This window comes from Pseudomonas nabeulensis, from assembly GCF_004682045.1.
Classification (GTDB): domain Bacteria; phylum Pseudomonadota; class Gammaproteobacteria; order Pseudomonadales; family Pseudomonadaceae; genus Aquipseudomonas; species Aquipseudomonas nabeulensis.
Genome location: NZ_QUZT01000020.1, coordinates 16,052 through 37,166 on the forward strand (window position 1 = coordinate 16,052; position 21,115 = coordinate 37,166).

General features: G+C 59.9%; 15 protein-coding genes and 4 tRNA genes. 9 read left to right on the plus strand and 10 right to left on the minus strand.

From position 1 onward, the window contains the following. Positions 1 to 18 precede the first annotated feature (18 nt). The 8 genes from lon to DYL61_RS12745 form a co-directional block, all read right to left on the minus strand. The gene (lon, locus tag DYL61_RS12710) at positions 19 to 2,415 is read right to left on the minus strand and encodes an endopeptidase La (protein ID WP_135308581.1); all 2,397 of its coding nucleotides are present in this window, start codon (positions 2,413 to 2,415) and stop codon (positions 19 to 21) included. A gap of 174 nt (positions 2,416 to 2,589) precedes the next feature. Continuing rightward, complete coding sequence (clpX, locus tag DYL61_RS12715) at positions 2,590 to 3,873, minus strand: ATP-dependent Clp protease ATP-binding subunit ClpX (protein WP_105695718.1); 1,284 nt, start codon at positions 3,871 to 3,873, stop codon at positions 2,590 to 2,592. A gap of 112 nt (positions 3,874 to 3,985) precedes the next feature. After that, on the minus strand, positions 3,986 to 4,621 hold the full coding sequence (clpP, locus tag DYL61_RS12720; RefSeq protein ID WP_105522686.1) for an ATP-dependent Clp endopeptidase proteolytic subunit ClpP: 636 nt from the start codon (positions 4,619 to 4,621) through the stop codon (positions 3,986 to 3,988). 91 nt (positions 4,622 to 4,712) lie between these two features. Further along, the gene (tig, locus tag DYL61_RS12725) at positions 4,713 to 6,023 is read right to left on the minus strand and encodes a trigger factor (RefSeq protein WP_135308582.1); all 1,311 of its coding nucleotides are present in this window, start codon (positions 6,021 to 6,023) and stop codon (positions 4,713 to 4,715) included. Positions 6,024 to 6,382: 359 nt separating this feature from the next. Further along, positions 6,383 to 6,458: transfer RNA gene (locus tag DYL61_RS12730), tRNA-His, on the minus strand. A gap of 79 nt (positions 6,459 to 6,537) precedes the next feature. Beyond that, positions 6,538 to 6,622, minus strand: a tRNA-Leu gene (locus DYL61_RS12735). Between the two features lie 57 nt (positions 6,623 to 6,679). Continuing rightward, positions 6,680 to 6,755, minus strand: a tRNA-His gene (locus DYL61_RS12740). Between the two features lie 33 nt (positions 6,756 to 6,788). Continuing rightward, a tRNA-Arg gene (locus tag DYL61_RS12745) sits at positions 6,789 to 6,865 on the minus strand. 279 nt (positions 6,866 to 7,144) lie between these two features. Here DYL61_RS12745 and folD point away from each other — a divergent pair. Both folD and pbpG read left to right on the plus strand, forming a co-directional pair. Next, on the plus strand, positions 7,145 to 7,999 hold the full coding sequence (gene folD / locus DYL61_RS12750; RefSeq protein ID WP_135308583.1) for a bifunctional methylenetetrahydrofolate dehydrogenase/methenyltetrahydrofolate cyclohydrolase FolD: 855 nt from the start codon (positions 7,145 to 7,147) through the stop codon (positions 7,997 to 7,999). A 207-nt stretch (positions 8,000 to 8,206) separates the two neighbouring features. After that, complete coding sequence (gene pbpG / locus DYL61_RS12755; RefSeq protein ID WP_135308584.1) at positions 8,207 to 9,130, plus strand: D-alanyl-D-alanine endopeptidase; 924 nt, start codon at positions 8,207 to 8,209, stop codon at positions 9,128 to 9,130. Positions 9,131 to 9,271: 141 nt separating this feature from the next. Here pbpG and DYL61_RS12760 read toward each other — a convergent pair whose 3' ends face one another. Beyond that, on the minus strand, positions 9,272 to 9,934 hold the full coding sequence (locus tag DYL61_RS12760) for a peptidase C39 family protein (protein ID WP_135308585.1): 663 nt from the start codon (positions 9,932 to 9,934) through the stop codon (positions 9,272 to 9,274). Between the two features lie 211 nt (positions 9,935 to 10,145). Here DYL61_RS12760 and DYL61_RS31275 point away from each other — a divergent pair, with 211 nt between their 5' ends. After that, on the plus strand, positions 10,146 to 10,301 hold the full coding sequence (locus DYL61_RS31275) for a hypothetical protein (RefSeq protein ID WP_167497961.1): 156 nt from the start codon (positions 10,146 to 10,148) through the stop codon (positions 10,299 to 10,301). Here the strand turns inward: DYL61_RS31275 and DYL61_RS12765 are convergent. After that, positions 10,298 to 10,717: a PA0061/PA0062 family lipoprotein gene (locus DYL61_RS12765; protein ID WP_135308586.1), complete on the minus strand. Its 420-nt coding sequence runs from the start codon at positions 10,715 to 10,717 to the stop codon at positions 10,298 to 10,300. The genes DYL61_RS31275 and DYL61_RS12765 overlap by 4 nt on opposite strands. Positions 10,718 to 10,913: 196 nt before the next feature. Here DYL61_RS12765 and DYL61_RS12770 point away from each other — a divergent pair, with 196 nt between their 5' ends. From DYL61_RS12770 to DYL61_RS12795, 6 genes are all read left to right on the plus strand, one after another. Further along, positions 10,914 to 14,135 (plus strand): efflux RND transporter permease subunit, encoded by a 3,222-nt coding sequence (locus DYL61_RS12770; protein ID WP_135308587.1) that lies wholly within the window; start codon positions 10,914 to 10,916, stop codon positions 14,133 to 14,135. Continuing rightward, positions 14,125 to 15,294, plus strand: coding sequence for an efflux RND transporter periplasmic adaptor subunit (locus DYL61_RS12775; protein WP_135308588.1), 1,170 nt, complete (start codon positions 14,125 to 14,127; stop codon positions 15,292 to 15,294). The genes DYL61_RS12770 and DYL61_RS12775 overlap by 11 nt, the downstream gene beginning before the upstream one ends. Beyond that, entirely contained in the window at positions 15,278 to 16,696 is a 1,419-nt protein-coding gene (locus tag DYL61_RS12780) for an efflux transporter outer membrane subunit (RefSeq protein ID WP_135308589.1), read from the plus strand. The genes DYL61_RS12775 and DYL61_RS12780 overlap by 17 nt, the downstream gene beginning before the upstream one ends. A 308-nt stretch (positions 16,697 to 17,004) precedes the next feature. Beyond that, entirely contained in the window at positions 17,005 to 18,309 is a 1,305-nt protein-coding gene (locus DYL61_RS12785; protein WP_202978030.1) for a M20 family metallopeptidase, read from the plus strand. Between the two features lie 89 nt (positions 18,310 to 18,398). Beyond that, positions 18,399 to 19,739 (plus strand): OprD family outer membrane porin, encoded by a 1,341-nt coding sequence (locus DYL61_RS12790; protein WP_135308590.1) that lies wholly within the window; start codon positions 18,399 to 18,401, stop codon positions 19,737 to 19,739. A gap of 15 nt (positions 19,740 to 19,754) precedes the next feature. Then, positions 19,755 to 21,068, plus strand: coding sequence for an MFS transporter (locus tag DYL61_RS12795; protein ID WP_135308591.1), 1,314 nt, complete (start codon positions 19,755 to 19,757; stop codon positions 21,066 to 21,068). Positions 21,069 to 21,115 lie beyond the last annotated feature (47 nt).

Consider the following 21,115-nt stretch of genomic DNA (forward strand, 5'->3'; position numbering starts at 1 on the left):
CCCCCAGGCTTAATCGCATTAATGCGTGCTAATTCTTTCCTTGGAATCAGACTCGCGTTTTTCGTCCTTTGCAACTATCTCCGGAGCCACATCCGGCAAGGGCTCCGGCGCGTATTGCAGCGCAATTTGCAGGACCTCGTCAATCCATTTAACCGGTTTAATCTGCAGATCCTGCTTAATGTTGTCAGGAATTTCCTTCAAGTCGCGAACATTCTCTTCAGGAATGATCACGGTCTTGATACCACCGCGGTGAGCGGCAAGCAATTTCTCTTTCAGACCACCAATGGCCAATACCTGGCCACGCAGGGTGATTTCGCCGGTCATGGCTACATCGGCTCGTACCGGAATCCCGGTCAATGCCGACACCAGGGCCGTGCACATGCCTACGCCAGCGCTAGGGCCGTCTTTCGGGGTCGCCCCTTCCGGCATGTGGATGTGAGTGTCGTGCTTCTCGTGGAAGTCCAGGGGAATCCCCAGGCTCTTGGCGCGGCTGCGCACCACGGTCTGCGCGGCAGTGATGGATTCGACCATCACGTCACCAAGGGAGCCGGTCTTGATCAACTGGCCTTTACCCGGGATCACTGCCGCTTCGATGGTCAGCAATTCACCACCTACCTGGGTCCACGCGAGGCCAGTCACCTGCCCGACCTGATCCTGTTGTTCTGCCAGGCCGTAGCGGAATTTACGCACACCCAGGAAGTGCTCGAGGGAGTCGGCAGTCACCTTCACCGAGAAGCGTTTTTCCAGTGCGTGCTCCTTGACTGCCTTACGGCAAATCTTCGCGATCTGGCGTTCCAGGCCCCGTACACCGGCCTCGCGGGTGTAGTAACGCACGATGTCGCGGATCGCCTCGACCTCGAACTCGATCTCGCCTTTCTTCAAGCCGTTGGCCGCAGTCTGCTTGGGCGCGAGGTACTTGACCGCGATGTTGATCTTCTCGTCTTCGGTGTAACCCGGCAGACGAATCACCTCCATCCGGTCCAGCAAGGCTGGCGGGATGTTCATGGAGTTGGAGGTGCACAGGAACATTACGTCGGACAAGTCATAGTCGACTTCCAGGTAATGGTCGTTGAAATTATGGTTTTGCTCAGGGTCGAGCACTTCCAGCAAAGCCGATGCCGGATCGCCGCGCATGTCGCTGCCCATTTTGTCGATTTCATCGAGCAGGAACAGTGGGTTGCGCACGCCAACCTTTGTCATCTTTTGAATCAATCTTCCTGGCATCGAACCGATATAAGTCCGGCGATGACCACGAATTTCCGCTTCATCACGCACACCACCGAGGGCCATGCGCACGAATTTACGGTTGGTGGCGCTTGCAATCGACTCGGCCAGGGAGGTTTTACCCACACCCGGCGGGCCAACCAAGCACAGCACCGGACCGCGAATCTTCTTCACGCGCTTCTGCACGGCGAGGTATTCGAGGATGCGTTCTTTGACTTCTTCGAGGCCATAGTGGTCGGCGTCGAGGATATCTTCGGCGCGAGCCAGGTCCAGGCGGACTTTGGTCTGGGCCTTCCACGGCACCTGCACCAACCAATCGATGTAGGAGCGAACCACGGTGGCTTCGGCCGACATCGGCGACATTTGCTTGAGCTTGTTCAGCTCGGCCGTGGCCTTGGTCATGGCGTCTTTTGGCAGGCCCGCGGCATCGATGCGCTTTTTCAGCTCTTCGATTTCGTTGTGGCCTTCCTCGCTGTCGCCGAGTTCTTTCTGAATGGCCTTCATCTGCTCATTCAGGTAGTACTCGCGCTGGCTGCGCTCCATTTGTTTCTTTACACGACCACGGATGCGCTTCTCGACCTGCAACAGGTCGATTTCGGCATCCAGCAGCGCCAGCACGTGCTCAACACGGGCCGACAGGTCAATGATTTCGAGGATGTCCTGCTTCTGCTCGATCTTCAGCGCCATGTGTGCGGCCATGGTATCCACCAGGCGGCTTGGCTCATCGATGCTGTTGAGGGACGACAGGACTTCAGCCGGGACTTTCTTGCCCAACTGCACATACTGCTCGAACTGCGAGAGCAGGCTGCGTACAAAGACTTCGGATTCACGCTCAGGGGCTTCGACTTCGTCGATCAGCGCCACTTCGGCGCGCAGGTGGCCGTCCACCTCCATAAAGCGCTCAACCGCGCCGCGCTGCTCACCTTCTACCAACACCTTGACGGTTCCGTCGGGCAGCTTGAGCAATTGCAGGACGGTCGCAATGGTGCCGACGCGATACAGGGCATCTTCGCCTGGATCATCGTCAGCTGGATTCTTCTGGGCCAACAGCAGGATCTGCTTGTCGCCCGCCATCGCAGCCTCGAGGGCTTCGATAGACTTCTCGCGCCCCACGAACAGCGGGATAACCATGTGCGGATAGACGACGACATCACGCAACGGCAGGAGAGGCAATTCAATGGTGGTCTTCATGATTTCGCCTCTATGACAGATGAAAAATAAGCTTGAAACCAAGATGGGGGCTGCATGCAAAAAAAACAAGCTTATTGCCAGCAGTTAAACGCAGGAAACGTCTTGCGGCAAAAAACGCCGCAAAAACAAAGGGGCCCCGAAAGGCCCCTTGTTTGTACCGACACTGCGAAACGCTTACGCGTCTGGCGCAGCCTTGGCAGTCGGCTCACTGTTTTCGTAGATAAACAGTGGCTTGGACTTACCTTCAATAACGCTTTCGTCGATCACCACTTTACTCACCTCGGACTGCGAGGGGATTTCGTACATGGTGTCGAGCAATACGCCTTCGAGGATAGAACGCAGACCACGTGCACCGGTCTTGCGCTCCAACGCCCGCTTGGCCACGGCCTTGAGTGCGTCGGTACGGAACTCGAGGTCCACACCTTCCATCTCGAACAGCTTGCCGTATTGCTTGGTCAATGCGTTTTTCGGCTCGGTGAGGATCTGAATCAGAGCCGCCTCATCCAACTCGTCCAATGTCGCGAGGACTGGCAGACGACCCACGAATTCCGGGATCAGACCGAACTTGACCAAATCGTCAGGCTCGACTTCACGCAGGGACTCACCGACCTTCTTGCCTTCTTCCTTGCTGCGCACTTCCGCACTGAAACCAATGCCGCCGCGCGTGGAACGCTGCTGGATAACCTTCTCCAGGCCGGAGAACGCACCGCCACAGATAAACAGGATGTTACGCGTATCAACCTGCAGGAATTCCTGCTGCGGATGCTTGCGACCCCCTTGTGGCGGCACGGAAGCAACCGTACCTTCGATCAGTTTCAACAGGGCTTGCTGCACGCCTTCACCGGAAACGTCCCGGGTGATCGACGGGTTGTCGGACTTGCGCGAAATCTTGTCGATTTCGTCGATGTAGACGATACCCATCTGGGCCTTCTCTACGTCGTAGTCGCACTTCTGCAGCAGTTTCTGAATGATGTTCTCGACGTCTTCGCCCACATAACCCGCCTCGGTGAGGGTGGTGGCGTCGGCGATGGTGAACGGAACGTTCAGCAGGCGAGCGAGGGTTTCTGCAAGCAAGGTTTTACCCGAGCCTGTAGGACCGATCAGCAAGATGTTGCTCTTGCCGAGTTCAACTTCGTCACCTTTCTTGTCACGCTGGTTCAGACGCTTGTAGTGGTTGTACACCGCTACGGCCAGAACCTTCTTTGCACGCTCTTGACCGATGACGTACTGGTCAAGGATGCCGCTGATTTCTTTAGGCGAAGGCAATTTATGCGCGCTGCTCTCGGCCTGGGCTTCCTGCACCTCCTCACGGATGATGTCATTGCACAGGTCGACGCACTCGTCGCAGATAAAGACCGAGGGGCCGGCAATCAATTTGCGCACTTCATGCTGGCTTTTGCCACAGAAGGAGCAATAGAGCAGCTTGCCGTTGTCCTCGCCGTTGCGGGTGTCAGTCATTCGTTCGATCCAAATCCGATAGGCTTGCAACACAAGATGAAGGCTTATGCGGGCTTTTTCAAGCCCGCAAGTGGTCGGACACGCCGACCCGCCCTATTTTGAGCGGCTTATATTAAGCGGGGCGACGGTCGATCACTTTATCGATCAGACCATATGCCTGTGCGGCTTCGGCGCTCATGAAGTTGTCGCGGTTGGTATCGCGCTCGATTTCTTCCAGGGTACGCCCGCTGTGCTTGGCCATCAGCGAGTTGAGGCGCTCACGGATAAACAGGATTTCCTTGGCGTGGATTTCGATGTCCGACGCCTGGCCCTGGAAGCCGCCCAGTGGCTGGTGAATCATTACGCGGGAGTTCGGCAGGCAGAAACGCTTGCCCTCGGCACCGGCGGTCAGCAGGAATGCACCCATGCTGCAGGCTTGGCCAATGCAAGTAGTCGATACGTTCGGCTTGATGAACTGCATGGTGTCGTAGATCGACATGCCCGCCGTCACCGAACCGCCTGGGGAGTTGATGTAGAGATGGATGTCCTTGTCCGGGTTTTCCGCTTCAAGGAACAGCAGTTGCGCACAGATCAGGTTGGCCATGTAGTCCTCTACAGGGCCCACCAGAAAGATCACTCGCTCCTTGAGCAGGCGCGAGTAGATGTCGTAGGCGCGTTCGCCACGAGCGGACTGCTCGACAACCATCGGGACCAAGCCGCCAGCGGCCTGGATATCAGAGTTCTGCTGAATATAGGAATTACGGAACATGCTCTGCAGTTACTCCCAAATAGTCTTGTCTTGAAAACGCATAAGCCAGCGCGAGGCTGGCTTATGGTTGTATTTCCAACGAGTTGGACAATCAGTCGGCTTGTGCTGCTTCCGCCGGCTTGACTGCTTCTTCGTAAGAGACCGCTTTATCGGTCACCTTAGCCTTCTGCAGAACAGTATCCACAACTTGTTCTTCCAGCACAACCGAACGCACTTCGTTCAGTTGCTGGTCGTTCTTGTAGTACCAAGCCACGACTTGCTCAGGCTCCTGGTAGGCCGAAGCCATTTCCTGGATCATTTCGCGTACACGGTCTTCGTCAGGCTTGAGGTCGAACTGCTTGACCACTTCGGCCACGATCAGGCCCAGCACGACGCGGCGCTTGGCTTGCTCTTCGAACAGCTCGGCCGGCAGTTGGTCAGGTTTGATGTTGCCACCAAACTGCTGAACCGCTTGAACGCGCAGGCGATCCACTTCGTTGGACAGCAGGGCCTTAGGCACTTCGATCGGGTTGGCAGCCAGCAGGCCGTCCATCACCTGGTTCTTGACCTTGGACTTGATGGCCTGGCGCAGCTCGCGCTCCATGTTCTTGCGAACTTCGGTGCGGAAGCCTTCGATGCCGGTTTCCTTGATACCGAATTGAGCGAAGAACTCTTCGTTCAGCTCTGGCAGTTTAGGCTCGGAAACGCTGTTGACGGTCACGGTGAACTCGGCGGCTTTGCCAGCCAGGTCCAGGTTCTGGTAGTCAGCAGGGAAAGTCAGGTTCAGAACGCGCTCTTCGCCGGCTTTGGCGCCAACCAGACCGTCTTCGAAACCCGGGATCATGCGGTTGGAACCCAGTACCAGCTGAGTGCCCTTGGCGGAGCCGCCAGCGAAGACTTCGCCGTCAACCTTGCCAACGAAATCGATGTTCAGCTGGTCTTCGTTCTGGGCAGCACGATCAACCGCTTCAAAACGGGTGTTCTGCTTGCGCAGGATTTCCAGCATGTTGTCCAGATCCGAATCAGCCACTTCAGCGCTCAGGCGCTCTACGGCGATGGAATCGAAACCGGCAACGGTAAACTCTGGGAATACTTCGAAGGTAGCAACGTATTCCAGGTCCTTGCCCGCTTCCAGGGACTTAGGCTCGATCGACGGCGAACCTGCTGGATTCAGCTTGTGCTCAACAACCGCTTCGTAGAAAGAAGCCTGGATCACGTCACCTACAGCTTCCTGGCGCGCATCAGCACCAAAACGGCGCTTGATTTCGCTCATTGGCACTTTGCCTGGACGGAAACCAGCGATCTTGGCTTTCTGGGCAGTCTGCTGCAGACGCTTGTTGACCGCAGTCTCGATACGCTCAGCCGGCACGGTGATGCTCAGGCGGCGTTCGATAGCAGTAGTATTTTCAACAGAAACTTGCATGGATATTCCTCGTTGCACAGACGTTAGCCGGCCATTTCCGACCCCAATCAAGGGCATGCATTCTAGTGGGTCAAACTCAAGAAGTCACCCTACTGCAAATACGCCCGAAAACAGCCGGCAATTTATCGGTACGAAGGCATTGCTTAGCCTCGCCCCGGTGACAAATTCATCCGATCACGCCAGGGCTCTGCGCCGCCCTTCTATATATAGAAGAGGTCGTCATCCATCTCCCTGACGGCCCACCCCCGCAAACAGGGCAAGCAGGCAGCACAGCATCATCGAGACACACAAATACGATGAAACGAACCGCCAAAACCAAAAAAGGCGCCAGACTGTTAAATCTGGCGCCTTTCGAAATATGGGGTGGACGAAGGGGATCGAACCCTCGACAACGGGAGTCACAATCCCGTGCTCTACCAACTGAGCTACGCCCACCATATTGCATTAACAAAGAACTCAAACATCTTCTTTGTTGAACCTCACCTTACCTGACGGCAGGGCGACGCCTTGAAATTGGTGCGGATGAAGAGACTCGAACTCTTACGCCTCGCGGCGCTGGAACCTAAATCCAGTGTGTCTACCAATTCCACCACATCCGCGCTTGAAGCTCTTAAAGCAAGGGCGCCAGACGTTTAATCTGGCGCCCTTTCAAAATATGGGGTGGACGAAGGGGATCGAACCCTCGACAACGGGAGTCACAATCCCGTGCTCTACCAACTGAGCTACGCCCACCATATAGCGCTACTTGTGCCAAAGCTGCCTAAATGGCGCACCCGGCAGGACTCGAACCTGCGACCATCCGCTTAGAAGGCGGATGCTCTATCCAGCTGAGCTACGGGCGCCTTATTAATCTGTACTCTATTAGGATTACAAACTAAGTGCTTCCAGCCTTGCAGAACAACCATCTATTCTGCTCGACCTTCTTAACCAGTGCTAGGCTGTGCCCGACAAGTGCGACGAATAGTATAGAGGGCCTCGAAACCCGTCAAATCTTTTTTGAAAAAAATTCATTTTATTTAAGGGGTTAGGGCAATTTGCAGACCAAGCGCCTTTGCCCTCACGCCATGGCATGCGAGAATGCGCGCACTTTTCTTCCCCCTCTCGATGGTTAATCACGCGTAATGACTGCACAACTTATCGACGGCAAAGCAATCGCCGCCAGCCTGCGCCAGCAGATCGCCAAACGAGTCACCGAGCGCAGCCAGCAGGGCCTGCGCACGCCTGGCCTCGCGGTGATCCTGGTCGGCAGCGATCCTGCCTCTCAGGTTTATGTCTCGCACAAGCGTAAAGACTGTGAAGAGGTCGGCTTTATCTCCAAGGCTTACGACCTGCCTGCGCAGACCACTCAACAGGCGCTTGCCGACCTGATCGACGACCTCAACGACGATCCGGCCATCGACGGCATCCTGCTGCAACTGCCGCTGCCCGAGCACCTGGACGCGTCCAAGTTGCTGGAGCGCATCCGTCCGGACAAAGACGTCGACGGTTTCCACCCTTATAACGTCGGTCGCCTGGCCCAGCGTATCCCGCTGCTGCGTCCGTGCACGCCAAAAGGCATCATGACCTTGCTGGAAAGCACCGGTGTCGACCTGTACGGCCTCGATGCCGTGGTTGTCGGCGCTTCCAACATCGTTGGTCGCCCGATGGCCATGGAACTACTGCTGGCCGGCTGCACCGTGACCGTCACCCACCGTTTTACCAAGGACCTCGCCGGCCATGTGGGCCGTGCCGACCTGGTAGTCGTTGCCGCCGGTAAGCCGGGACTGGTCAAAGGTGAGTGGATCAAGGAAGGCGCGATCGTCATCGACGTGGGCATCAACCGTCAGGAAGACGGCAAGCTGGTGGGCGACGTGGTATACGAAACCGCCCTGCCCCGCGCTGGGTGGATCACCCCCGTACCGGGTGGCGTTGGCCCTATGACCCGTGCCTGCCTGCTGGAGAACACGTTGTACGCCGCAGAAACCCTGCACGACTAATAACCAGCCGTGCTGAAAAAGCCCTGCCTTATCGCAGGGCTTTTTATTGCGCGTCATAAATCGATTTTTTCCTTGGTTTTTAAGCACTTTCGTCTGGTTCTAGAAGAACATTCGACAGTTTCTGATCCATACTCCTAAAATGTAACGGCATTTATCAAAAACCCGTTCCCGAACGGTATTTCCTTACTTTTTAGCGAGTTCATCCGCGTGAAAATTCGTCTCTCCCTCGTCAGCCTATTTTTTGCATTTACAGGCACCTTCGCGCACGCCGCCGAGACCACCCAGGCCCCGCGTGACACCTCCAAGCTGCAAATCGCTTCCGGCAGCGCCATGTTGGTGGACCTGCAGACCAACAAGGTCATCTATTCCAGCAACCCCGACGTGGTGGTGCCCATTGCCTCGGTGAGCAAATTGATGACGGGCCTGGTGGTACTCGAAGCCAAGCAGAACATGGATGAATACATCGATATCAATATCAAGGACACGCCGGAGATGAAAGGCGTGTTCTCCCGCGTGAAAATCGGCAGCGAAATGCCGCGCAAAGAGATGCTGCTGATCGCCCTGATGTCCTCGGAAAACCGTGCCGCCGCCAGCCTGGCCCACCACTACCCAGGCGGTTACCCGGCGTTTATCGCGGCGATGAACGCCAAGGCCAAGGCGCTGGGCATGACCAGCACCCACTACGTCGAGCCTACCGGCCTGTCGATCCACAACGTGTCCACCGCCCGCGACCTGAGCAAGCTGCTGGCCGCCGCGCGTCATTACCCGATGCTCAGCCAGTTAAGCACCACCAAGGAAAAGACCGTTTCGTTCCGCAAGCCCAATTACACGCTGGGCTTCTCCAACACCGACCACCTGATCAACCGCGCCAACTGGGATATCAAGCTGACCAAGACGGGCTTTACCAATCAGGCCGGGCATTGCCTGGTTCTGGTGACCAGCATGGGGAATCGCCCGGTGTCGTTGGTGATTTTGGATGCGTTTGGCAAGTTCACGCATTTTGCGGATGCGGGGCGGATTCGTAATTGGGTTGAGACCGGCAAGAGCGGCTCGGTGCCGGATGTGGCGTTGCGCTACAAGGCCGATAAAAACCTGAAAAATCGCCCGAATGCGGCAGAAGTGCGCCGCTAAGCCACACCCCAACTTCAATCTGGAATGCTGAAATGTGGGAGGGGGCTTGCCCCCGATGACAGTGGGTCAGTTGATACATATATGACTGAAACACCGCCATCGGGGGCAAGCCCCCTCCCACACTGACCTCGACATGATGGTTTATTTGCGTTCGGCCAACACCTTGAGCGCCTGCGCCGCCGCCCGCTCCTGCCCGGCCTGGGCCGTCGCGTTCGCGGCATCTCGCCAACGCTGTGCGTCCACATTCGCCGGCAACTGGCCCGGGCGTTGAGTGAGGATTGCCCAGCTCCCGGCGCTTTTCCATTTCGATTCAAAATCGCTGAAGCTCATCAACAAACGTCGGTTCATGCCCGAACGCAGCAACACCGTGCTTTTTTGTTGATTGAACCCCACCACAACCACGTAGCTGGCATCGGACCATAGCCCGCCGCCAATCCGCGCCATCACCGGATACCCCGCCGCTACCTGCGCCAGTACCGCCGTCAATTTGGCCTCCACTGGGTACACCATCAGCCCGTACTCACGCGCCAGCATTTGCATATTGCGCTCAAGGTCCGCTTCGCCACCCGGCAAATGCAAAGGTTTATCCAGCAAGCCCGGTGTCATGACAATGCCTTGTTGCGACAGCATGCTGGCTAAAGCTGTAGGACCGCTCTGATAAGCCTCGCTGCGAAACGTCGGTACGCCATTGAGTTCAACGCGCTCCGGCAGGCCCGCCAGTTTCGATGGGGTGGCAGAACAGGCCACGAGCCCCAGGGCACAGGCCAGCAACACGGATGTTTTAAGGTTCGACCGTAACCGCAATTTTCTACTCTCTTGATCAACTGCCGGTAAGGGCCCTGATAATAGGACGCTCTGCCACGCGGGTATAGCCCAAAGCCTGGGTTAAACACGCGACATAGAGCAAAGAAGTTGGACGGACACGACCATTGGTCAATAGCAAGCAACCGCCAGGTAGCTAGACTGTCCATTGAGAAGACTGTGTGTGCCCCCTGCGGGGCGAAAGGAGGCCCAAATGAGCCTTGCTACAACGATTTTCCTGTTGATCTGCGGTTGGCTGGCGGTAGCCGGCGCCATGTTGTGGGGGGTGTTGCGCATCACGCGCCGGCATCATCACCCCCACGTCGTCAAACCCGCCAAGCCTCACAAGGCGGCGGTGCACCACGCCTAGCCAGGCATACAATTAAAGTCCTGGGTCGCCGCGACTTCCTTGCCGTGACCATCCTTGAGGGATGCGCGCACGGTGGTGCCCAGGCTGGATTCCACCAGGGTGTAATGCTCACCCGCCTTGAAGTGCTTGTACTCGACCCGGCCCTGGCAGTCCTGCTGGTTGTCGTCGCCTGGCTCTTCTTCAAACAACGTCACGTCCAGGCGGTGATCGCCGGGTGTCACTTCAAAGAAACGTCCATCATCCACCCGTTTACCGTCGATACGCTCGGCCATCAAATCGTTGGGCGCCTCTTCTTTGAGACCAATCCACGCTTCGCTCGGGTCCGCCTTGGGGATAGGGCCGGCGCACGCCGACAACAACAAAACAGCACCGAGGGCGGGAATCAACAACAAAGGTTTAAGCGGTTTAAGTGACATGGCGCAGGGCTCCAAAAAGACGATGTGTCCGATGGCTTACAAGCTTGCGCGGCCAACCTGCCGAGAACAAATGAATGCATATGAAACGATCTTCAGCCCTAACCTAAATCTTCCTTCACCTGGCTGAAAGGTGCGTGTTAGGTGGGTCGGGCAAGACTGCCGGGGTTTGCAATCCTGCTCCCCTGGAGGTTCACGCATGCTCGGGCTGGTAAAGACCGCACTGCAAAAGCCGTACACGTTTATCGTGTTGGCCATATTCATCTGCATCATCGGGCCGATGGCGGCCCTGCGAACCCCCACGGATGTGTTCCCCGATATCGGCATCCCCGTGGTCGCCGTGGTCTGGCAGTACAACGGCCTGTCGCCGGACGCCATGGCCGGTCGGGTGATCTACACCTATGAACGCTCCTTGAGCACCACCGTCAACGACATCGAACACATCGAATCGCAATCGCTGCCCGGCATGGGCATCGTCAAGATCTTCTTCCAGCCCGGCGTGGATATCCGCACCGCCAACGCCCAAGTGACGGCCGTTTCACAAACCGTACTCAAGCAAATGCCCCCGGGCATCACGCCGCCGCTGATCCTCAACTACAGCGCCTCCACGGTGCCGATTTTGCAGATGGCGTTCTCCAGCCCGAGCCTTTCGGAAGCCAAGATCCGCGACCTGGTACAGAACAATATCCGCTTGCCGCTAAGCGCCCTGCCCGGCCTGGCGATGCCGACGCCCATGGGCGGCAAACAACGCCAGATCACCCTCGATCTCGACCCACAGGCGCTGGCCGCCAAAGGCCTGTCGGCACAGGACGTGGGCAACGCGCTCGCCCTGCAAAACCAGATCATTCCCGTGGGCACCGCCAAGCTCGGCCCCAACGAATACACGATCCTGCTCAACAACAGCCCCAAGGCGATTGATGAACTCAACGACCTGCCGATCAAGACCGTCGACGGCGCGCTGATCACCATCGGCCAAGTGGCCCACGTACGTGACGGCTCGCCACCGCAAACCAACATCGTGCGCGTCGACGGCCATCGCGCCGTACTGATGCCCGCGTTGAAAAACGGCAGCATCTCCACCCTGTCGATCATCGACGGTATCCGCCAGATGCTGCCGCGCATCAACGAAACGTTGCCGCCGTCGCTGAAAACGTCGTTGCTCGGTGACGCTTCGGTCTTCGTTAAACAGTCGGTGGGCAGCGTGGCCCAGGAAGGCATCATCGCCGCCCTGCTGACCAGTGCCATGATCCTGCTGTTCCTCGGCAGCTGGCGCTCCACGATCATCATCGCCGCCTCGATTCCCCTCGCGGTTCTCTCGGCGATTGCGCTGCTGGCCGTCAGTGGGCAAACCCTCAACGTGATGACACTCGGCGGGCTGGCCTTGGCGGTCGGCATCCTGGTGGACGACGCCACGGTGACCATCGAAAACATCAACTGGCATTTGGAACAAGGCAAGTCGGTGAAGACCGCGATCCTCGACGGCGCCGCGCAGATCGTCGGCCCGGCATTCGTGTCGCTGCTGTGTATCTGCATCGTGTTCGTGCCGATGTTTTTGCTGCAAGGCATCGCCGGTTACCTGTTCCGGCCGATGGCCCTGGCGGTGATCTTTGCCATGGCCAGCTCGTTCATCCTCTCGCGGACCCTGGTGCCGACCCTGGCGATGTTCCTGCTCAAGCCGCACACGCCAGAGCAAGGCGCGGGGCATCACCCGGAAGATGCATTCATCAACCACCACGAGGGCGAACAGCACAGCAAACCGCGCAATGCCCTGCTGCAAGGGGTGCTGAATTTCCAGCAGGGTTTCGAGCGCCACTTCTCGAATATCCGCGACACCTACCACGGCCTGCTGACGTTGGCGCTGGGCAATCGCAAGCGCTTTATCCTCGGTTTCCTCGCCTGTGTACTCGCCTCGTTCCTGTTGCTGCCAAGCCTGGGCCAGGACTTCTTCCCGGCCACCGACGCCGGTGCCCTGGCCCTGCATGTGCGCCTGCCGCTGGGCACGCGCATCGAGGAAAGCGCCGCGGCGTTCGACCGCATCGAAGCGCGAATTCGTGAAGTGATTCCCGCCGAAGAACTCGACACCATCGTCGACAACATCGGCATCCCCCTCAGCGGCATCGACATGGCCTACAGCAGCAGCGGCACCATCGGCCCGCAGGATGGCGACATCCAGATCACCTTGAAAAAGGACCATGCCCCCACCGCCGACTACGTGAAAAAACTGCGTGAAGCCCTGCCGCAAAGTTTCCCCGGTAGCCACTTCGCATTCCTGCCGGCAGACATCAGCAGCCAGATCCTCAACTTCGGCGCCCCGGCCCCGCTGGACGTGAAAATCTCCGGGCGCAGCGATGAAGAAAACCGCGCCTACGCAGTGGAGCTTGAACGTCGCCTGCAACACGTGCCGGGCATTGCCGACCTGCGTATCCAACAGTCCACCGGTTACCCGTCGCTGCAAGTCAACGTGGATCGCCTGCGCGCCAATGGCCTGGGCATTACCGAGCGTGACGTCACCAACAGCATGGTCGCGTCCCTGGCCGGCAGCTCGCAGACCGCCCCCACGTTCTGGCTTAACCCGGCCAACGGCGTGTCGTACTCCATCGTCGCGGCCACGCCGCAATACCGCCTGGACAGCTTGCCGTCGCTGGAAGCCTTGCCGGTGACCGGCGCCGACGGGCAGTCGCAAATCCTCGGAGGCGTGGCGAATATCTCCCGCGTGGAAAGCCCGGCAGTGGTGACCCACTACAACATCCAACCGACCCTGGACCTGTACGCCAACGTGCAAGGCCGCGACCTCGGCGGCGTGGCGCGGGATGTGCAAAAAGTGCTGGATGACACCGCGTCCATGCGCCCCAAAGGCGCGGTGATCAGCCTGCACGGGCAGATCGACGCACTGCATGAAGCCTTCAGCGGCTTGAGCTTCGGCTTGCTCGGCGCGGTGGTGCTGATCTACCTGCTGATCGTGGTCAACTTCCAGTCGTGGGCCGACCCGTTCGTGATCATCACCGCACTGCCGGCGGCCCTGGCGGGGATTGTGTGGATGCTGTTTCTCAGCGGCACATCCCTGTCGGTGCCGGCGCTGACCGGCGCCATCCTGTGCATGGGTGTGGCCACTGCCAACTCGATCCTGGTGGTGAGCTTCTGCCGTGAACGCCTGGCCGAACACGGCGATGCGCTCAAGGCCGCGATGGAGGCCGGCTACACGCGCTTCCGTCCGGTGTGCATGACCGCCCTGGCGATGATCATCGGCATGTTGCCGCTGGCCCTTTCCGAAGAACAAAACGCCCCCCTTGGCCGGGCGGTGATCGGTGGCTTGATCTTCGCCACCATCGCCACCCTGCTGTTCGTACCCGTGGTGTTCAGCCTGGTCCACGGGCGTCACCCTACTCGCGCTGCTGCTGGAGAAACCCCACATGTCGTCTGATCACAAACCCTCGCGCAAGCGTCTGATGCTCATGGGTGTCGGCGGCCTGACCCTGGCCGCCCTGTTGGTCGCCAACGGCCTGCACGCTCGCACCTTGCACGAACAATCGGTCACAGCCTGGACGGAGACCGCGGCCATCCCGCAAGTGATGGTGTTCCAACCGCAACAGAACGCCGCCGGTGACACCCTGCGCTTGCCGGCGCACCTGGAAGCCTGGAGCAAGGCGCCGATCCACGCCCGGGTCAGCGGCTACCTGAAGGACTGGAAAGCCGATATCGGCACCCAGGTCAAAGCCGGGCAGGTATTGGCCGAGATCGACAGCCCCGATCTGGACCAGCAGCTGGCACAAACCCATGCGCGATTAGCCCAGGAACAGGCCAATGCGCGCCTGGCCGAAACCACCGCCACGCGCTGGCAAAACCTGCTGGCCAGCCATTCCGTATCGCGCCAGGAGGCCGACGAAAAAACCTCCAACGCTGCGGCCGCCAAGGCCAATGCGCAGGCCGCCGCAGCGGACTACGCACGGCTGTCGGCACTGGAAAGCTACAAGACCATTCGCGCGCCGTTCGCTGGGACCATCACGGCACGCAACACCGATATCGGTCAGTTGATCAAGGCCGACACCGACAGCGACCCGGAGCTGTTCAACATCGCCGACACCCATCAATTGCGCCTGTACGTGCCGGTGCCGCAGAACTACGCGTCGGTGATTCACCCAGGCCTTGAAGCCGAACTGACGGTGCCCGAGCATCCCGGTGAACACTTCAAGGCGCGGCTGATCGGTGACTCCACCGCCATCGACCGCCGCTCCGGCACCTTGCTGGCGCAGTTCGTCGCCGACAACCCCAAGGGCGAATTGCTGCCCGGTGATTACGCCGAAGCGACCTTCGCGATTCCGGCGGACACCCACGGTGTGAGCATTCCGGCCAGCGCGTTGATCTTCCGCGCCCAAGGCACCCAAGTGGCGGTGCTGGACGCGCAGAATCATGTGCACCTGCAAGCCATCCATATCGGCCTGGACCTTGGTGAACGCCTGGTGATCGACCAGGGCCTGAAACCCGCCGACCGCGTGGTCGACAACCCGCCGGACGCCCTGCGCGAAGGCGACCCGGTGCAACTGGCCGAGGCCTCGGGAGGTGCGCATGCGCCCAAGGCTTAAGCCCATCGCCGCGTTGATGGTGCTGGCGTTGCAGGGTTGCTCCATGGCGCCGACCTATCAGGTGCCGCACGTTGACCTGCCCGTCGGTTATCGCGAACAGACCAGCGACGGCCCGTGGCACAGCGCGCAACCGTCCGACCAACTGGCGTCCGAATGGTGGAAGCTCTACAACGATTCGCGCCTGAGCGAGCTGCAACAGCAACTGCTCAAGGCCAACCCGGATTTGGCGGCGGCGCTGGCGCACTTCGACGCGTCCCAGGCGTATGCCAGCCAACTGCACGCGGGGTTGTTCCCGCAGATCACCGCCAGCGCGCAGCCGTTGCGCCAGCGCCAGTCAGACTCAAAGCCACTGCGTGGCGCCGCGCAGCCCTCGGTCTACAACAGCAACACCGCCGGGTTTTCGTTGAGCTACGACCTGGACCTGTGGGGCAAAATCCGCAACCAAGTGGCGGCTGGCGATGCACAGGCGCAAGCCTCCGCCGATGACTTGGCGGTGGCGCGCTTAAGCCTGCAACACCAGTTGGCGACCTTGTACGTGCAGCTCAATGGGCTGGATGCCCAGGCGCGGATTCTGAACAGTTCGCTGGAGGATTTCAGCCAGGCGCTGCAACTGACCCGCAGCCGCTACGAAGGCCAGATCGCGTCGGAACTGGACCTGACCCGTGCGCAAAACCAACTGGCCGAAGCCAAGGCGCAGTGGGATGAAGTGCGCGGCCAACGCAACCTTACCGAGCATGCGATAGGTGAGTTGGTGGGCGTCGCGGCAAGTGATTTTTCATTGCCACCGAGCCCGCAACTGATCGCCTTGCCGGGCATTCCTTCGCAACTGCCCAGCCACCTGTTGCAACGTCGCCCGGATATCGCGGCGGCGGAACGACGGGTGTTTGCCGCCAACGCGAATATCGGTGTAGCCAAGGCGGCGTGGTATCCGGATTTCAGTTTGACCGGGTTGATTGGCGGGCAGACTCAAGGGGTCGGCAATTTGCTCTCGGCGGGCAACCGGTACTGGGCCTTGGGGCCGTTGGTCAACCTGCCGATCTTTGATGGTGGGCGCCTGAGCGCCAATGAGCGCCAGGCCAAGGCCGAATTCGAAGAAGCCTCGGCGCAGTACCGCAGCCATGTGCTCAACGCCGTGCGCGAGGTGGAAGACAACCTGGGACAACTACGGGATTTGCAACAGGAAGCCCAGGATGAACAGGCCGCAGCGGATGCGGCGCAACACACCCAAGCGCTGGCGATGAACAGTTATCAGGCGGGTGCGGTGAGTTATCTGGATGTGGTCACGGCGCAGACCGCGGCGCTACAGGCGCAGCGGACGTTGAAGGCGGTGCAGACCCGCCAACTGCAAGCCAGCGTCGGCTTGATCACCGCCTTGGGCGGCGGCTGGCAACCCAGCACTTGACACCGCCCTCAGATTCAACTCCGGGCAAATGTGGGAGGGGGCTTGCCCCCGATGAGGGAGTGTCAGCTGATAATTTTTTGCTGATACACCGCCATCGGGGGCAAGCCCCCTCCCACATTTCCTACAGTGTTGCCTGCAAGATGATGTCAGCCCTGCCCCCTCCGAGCATGCCAAAAAACAGGGCACTGGCGCACTGCCATCTAGCATGCCGTTTCAGCATCGACACTGAAAAAATTAGGTATTAGACGACATACATCCCGCCCTCTTAGCCTTCGGTTCACTCTTTACCCGATTGACCCGGAGGTCACATGCTGCAACCCCACACGTCCCCATTGGCACTGGAGCGGGACATCATCACGGCGGTGGAAACCCTGCGTGGGCAAACCGTCGACTGGCTGTCGCAACTGATCGAAAAACCCTCGCTGCTGGGTGACGAAGCCTCGGCGCAAACCTGGGTGGCCGAGCAGTTCGCCGCGCTGGGGCTGGACGTCACCGACCTGGTGATCGATGAAGCCGCGATCCGTGAACACCCTGGCTACTCGCCGTCGCTGATCAGCTACGACGGGCGCGTCAATGTGATCGGCCATCACCGCCCCAAACAGGCGCGTGGGCGCTCGCTGATTTTCAATGGACACATCGACGTGGTGCCGGTGGGTGACGCCAGCCTGTGGACGCGCCCGCCGTTCGAAGCCTGGGTCGACGGTGATCGCCTGTACGGTCGCGGCGGCGCCGATATGAAGTCCGGCATCATCGCTTACCTCATCGCATTCAAGGCCCTGCAAAACCTGGGCTACGCACCGGCAGCCGAGGTCATCCTGCAATCGGTGGTCGAGGAAGAATGCACCGGCAACGGCGCACTGGCTTGCCTGGTGGCGGGGTACAGCGCCGATGCCGCGATCATTACCGAACCCACCAACAACGGCGTAATGAGTTGCCAGATGGGCGTGATGTGGCTGACCGTCGAAATCGAAGGCCACCCGGCCCATGCCGCCGTGGCCAGCGAAGGTTTCTCCGCCGTGGACATGGCGATGAAACTGTTCGAGGCCCTCAAGCAACGCGAGGCCCATTGGAACGAGCCTGACAACCGCCATCACTGCTACACCCACAGCCACAAGCCGATCAACTTCAACCTCGGCAAGATCGAAGGTGGCGAATGGGCCTCCTCGGTGCCCACCCGTTGCCGCCTGGATATCCGCGTCGGCTTCTACCCCGGCCGCACCACCGAGGAAGTGCGCAGCGAACTCGAAGCCTGTATCCAGGACGCGTTCGAAGCTCACCCGGCCCACGGCGACGCCCAGTACCGCGTGCGCTACCAGGGCTTCCAGGCCGAAGGTTGTGAAGTCGACATGAACACCCCCATGGTCAAGTCGTTGCAGGCGGCGCACCTGGACGTGATCGGCACCAACCCGGGGCAGTTCACTTTCACCGGCACCACCGACGCCCGTTTCTTCAACCTGTACGGCGGCATTCCGGCCACCTGCTATGGCGCCACCGGCGGCAATATCCACGGGATCGACGAGTGGGTGTCGATTGATTCGGTGGTGGATGCCGCCAAGGTCCTGGCGGTGTTCATGGCGCGCTGGTGCGAGTTGGAGCCGCTCAACCCTGCGTGAAGTGAAGACGCACCTGGCAAACACCATAACAACAACAATAAGCGCTCGATTCTTATCGATCTGCCGATCTCTTCTGACAGGCACAACCCATGCATTGCATTCGCACACTCACCGGCGCCATCGCCGGAGCGCTGACGTTCGCCACCCTGATTCCGGTGGCTTGGGGCGATGATCACGGCTTCATCGAGGACAGTTCACTGACGCTCAACACCCGCACCTGGTTTTCCAAGGAAATGGCCAGCAAGAACAGCCTCTACCGCTATAACACCCCGGATGGGCCGCAAACGTCGCACTCACGCACCGCGTGGGTCGAAGGCTTGAAGCTGGACTTTCGCTCAGGCTTCACCCAAACCCCGATTGGCGTAGGCATGGACCTTTCGGTGTACTCGGCCATCGCCCTGGAACGCAGCACCGCCAAGGCGGCCGGCGGCAGTAACCGCCTGCTGGTGAACAAGGACGGCAGCGTGGTCGATGACTGGAGCAAGCTCGGCATTGCCGCGCTCAAACTGCGCCTGGCCGACACCCAAGTGAAGATCGGGCGCCAGCAAGTCGAGACGCCGATGATGAGCTTCTTCGACCTGCGTGCCCTGCCCGCTTCGTTTGACGGTGCCTCCCTGGAAAACACCTCGGTCAAGGGCCTGACCCTCAAGGCTGGCTACTTCGACCACACCAGCCCCAGGGCCGCCGCCGGCACCGAGGACCTGGGCTTGCAATGGGCCACCCGCACCGTAACGCCGGACTGGAACGGCTACGTCGGTGGCGACTATAAGTTCGGCGACGATTGGCGCGCCAGCGCCTACGTCTCGCGCCTGGAAGACGTCTGGGATCGCCAGTACCTGGGCCTGGCCACGCAAGCGCAATGGGGTGCCCTGACCACGCGCATTCGGCTCGACGCCTACAACACCGACTCACAGGGGCGGGAGCTGGCCGGCAACATCAGCCAGCAAGCCTATGGCCTGACCGTCACGCCGATCTGGGGGCCCAACACCCTCAAGTTCGGCTTGCAGAAAATCGTCGGCAACGAATGGTTCGACTACGTGCGCGACTCCAACGCCATGTCGCTGCCCAACACCATGGGCTCGTACTTCAACGGCCCCAACGAGACCTCGTTCCAGGTGGCGTACACCCGCGACTGGGCGGCCTTTATGCCAGGGCTGAGTTCACTGGTGTGGTACATCCGCGGTTGGGGCATCGACGGCACCGACTACAAGGGCGGCGCCAACGGTGCCTACACCCTGGCGACCACCCAAGACAATGAAAGCCACTACGAAGTCGGCGCCTACCTCATGTACGCCTTCCAATCCAGCCGCTTCAAGGGCGCTAGCCTGGCGGTGGGCAGCAACTGGCTGCGCACCAACAGCAAGACCCAGATTGAAGGCAATGTCGAGGAAGCCCGCGTGGTCCTCAACGTCCCTTTCCGTATTTTCTGACCTTCGGAACCGACCATGACTTCTGAAACGATTGCGCTGCAAACACCGGCCGCCACGCCGCACTTGCGCGTGGGTGAGATCCGCAAGATTGTCTTCGCCGCCTACCTGGGCAATGCGCTGGAGTGGTACGACTTTTTCCTGTTCGGCACCGTCGCCGCCATCGTGTTCGCGCCGTTGTTCTTCCCCGGGGATGTGCCGGCGATCTCCTTGATCGGCGCGTTCCTGAGCTTCGGCGCAGGCTTTTTGGCCAGACCGCTGGGCGCCGTGGTGTTCGGCCATATTGGCGACCGCTACGGGCGGCGTGTCTCGCTGGTTGCCACGGTGATGATGATGGGCCTGGCGACCACCGCCATCGGCCTGCTGCCGACCTATGCCACGGCCGGTATCGCCGCGCCGATCATGTTGACCTTGCTACGTGCCATGCAAGGCATCGCCGCCGGCGGCGAATGGGGCGGCGCGACCTTGATGGCGATCGAATACGCGCCGCCGCGTGAGCGCGGGTTCTATGCGTCGGTGGTGCAATTGGGCTCGCCGACCGGCACCTTGCTGTCCTCTGGCAGCGTGGCGCTGGTGGCTTCGCTGCCGGGCAATGCGTTTCTTGAGTGGGCCTGGCGCTTGCCGTTCCTGGTCTCAATCGTGTTGGTCGCGGTGGCGCTGTGGCTGCGCTGGCACGTCGAGGAAACGCCGGCGTTCAAGCAGTTGGCGCAACAGGACAAGACCAAGAAACTGCCCGTGCTGGAGCTGTTCAAAAAAGCCCCCGGACGCCTGTTGATCGGCATCGCGGCGTACCTGCAATGCAACGCCGGTTTCTTCATCATGACCGCCTTTATGATCAGCTACGTGACCAAGACCCTGGGCCTGCCCAGCACGGTCATCCTCAAGGCACTGAGCATCGGCGCCGTGGCGCAGATGGTGGTACTGCTGTTGTCTGGCCGCTTGGCCGACCGCATCGGCGCGATCAACACCGTGGTGTTGGGCTATGTGGTCACGCTGGTGCTGGTGTTCCCGATCTTCTGGTTGGTGGACACACGCAATCCGCAGTGGATCACCCTCGGCATGGTCTGCGCCCTGGGGCTGGCGACCATTCCTTATGCGCCCATCGGCAACCTGCTGTCGCGGCTATTTCCGGCGCATCTGCAATACAGCGGGCTGGGGCTTTCGGCCAATCTCTCGGCGGTGATCGCAGGGTTTATGCCGGCACTGGCCACGCAAACCCTGGTGTTCTCCGATAACCAGTCCTGGGGGCCGGCGAGCCTGTTGGCATTGATCGTGAGCATCTCGCTGATCGGCGCCCTGCTGGCCGGTTACGTGACCCGCCCACAACGCTGACCACGCGGCGCGGTCCTCCGGGATCGCGCCCTCCCCTCTATAGGAAC

Excerpts from the sequence above, each read along its gene's own strand:
- lon (WP_135308581.1), bottom strand. The coding sequence starts at position 2,415 with ATGAAGACCACCATTGAATTGCCTCTCCTGCCGTTGCGTGATGTCGTC.
- clpX (WP_105695718.1), bottom strand. The coding sequence starts at position 3,873 with ATGACTGACACCCGCAACGGCGAGGACAACGGCAAGCTGCTCTATTGC.
- clpP (WP_105522686.1), bottom strand. The coding sequence starts at position 4,621 with ATGTTCCGTAATTCCTATATTCAGCAGAACTCTGATATCCAGGCCGCT.
- tig (WP_135308582.1), bottom strand. The coding sequence starts at position 6,023 with ATGCAAGTTTCTGTTGAAAATACTACTGCTATCGAACGCCGCCTGAGC.
- folD (WP_135308583.1), top strand. The coding sequence starts at position 7,145 with ATGACTGCACAACTTATCGACGGCAAAGCAATCGCCGCCAGCCTGCGC.
- DYL61_RS31275 (WP_167497961.1), top strand. The coding sequence starts at position 10,146 with ATGAGCCTTGCTACAACGATTTTCCTGTTGATCTGCGGTTGGCTGGCG.
- DYL61_RS12765 (WP_135308586.1), bottom strand. The coding sequence starts at position 10,717 with ATGTCACTTAAACCGCTTAAACCTTTGTTGTTGATTCCCGCCCTCGGT.
- DYL61_RS12770 (WP_135308587.1), top strand. The coding sequence starts at position 10,914 with ATGCTCGGGCTGGTAAAGACCGCACTGCAAAAGCCGTACACGTTTATC.
- DYL61_RS12775 (WP_135308588.1), top strand. The coding sequence starts at position 14,125 with ATGTCGTCTGATCACAAACCCTCGCGCAAGCGTCTGATGCTCATGGGT.
- DYL61_RS12780 (WP_135308589.1), top strand. The coding sequence starts at position 15,278 with ATGCGCCCAAGGCTTAAGCCCATCGCCGCGTTGATGGTGCTGGCGTTG.
- DYL61_RS12785 (WP_202978030.1), top strand. The coding sequence starts at position 17,005 with ATGCTGCAACCCCACACGTCCCCATTGGCACTGGAGCGGGACATCATC.
- DYL61_RS12790 (WP_135308590.1), top strand. The coding sequence starts at position 18,399 with ATGCATTGCATTCGCACACTCACCGGCGCCATCGCCGGAGCGCTGACG.
- DYL61_RS12795 (WP_135308591.1), top strand. The coding sequence starts at position 19,755 with ATGACTTCTGAAACGATTGCGCTGCAAACACCGGCCGCCACGCCGCAC.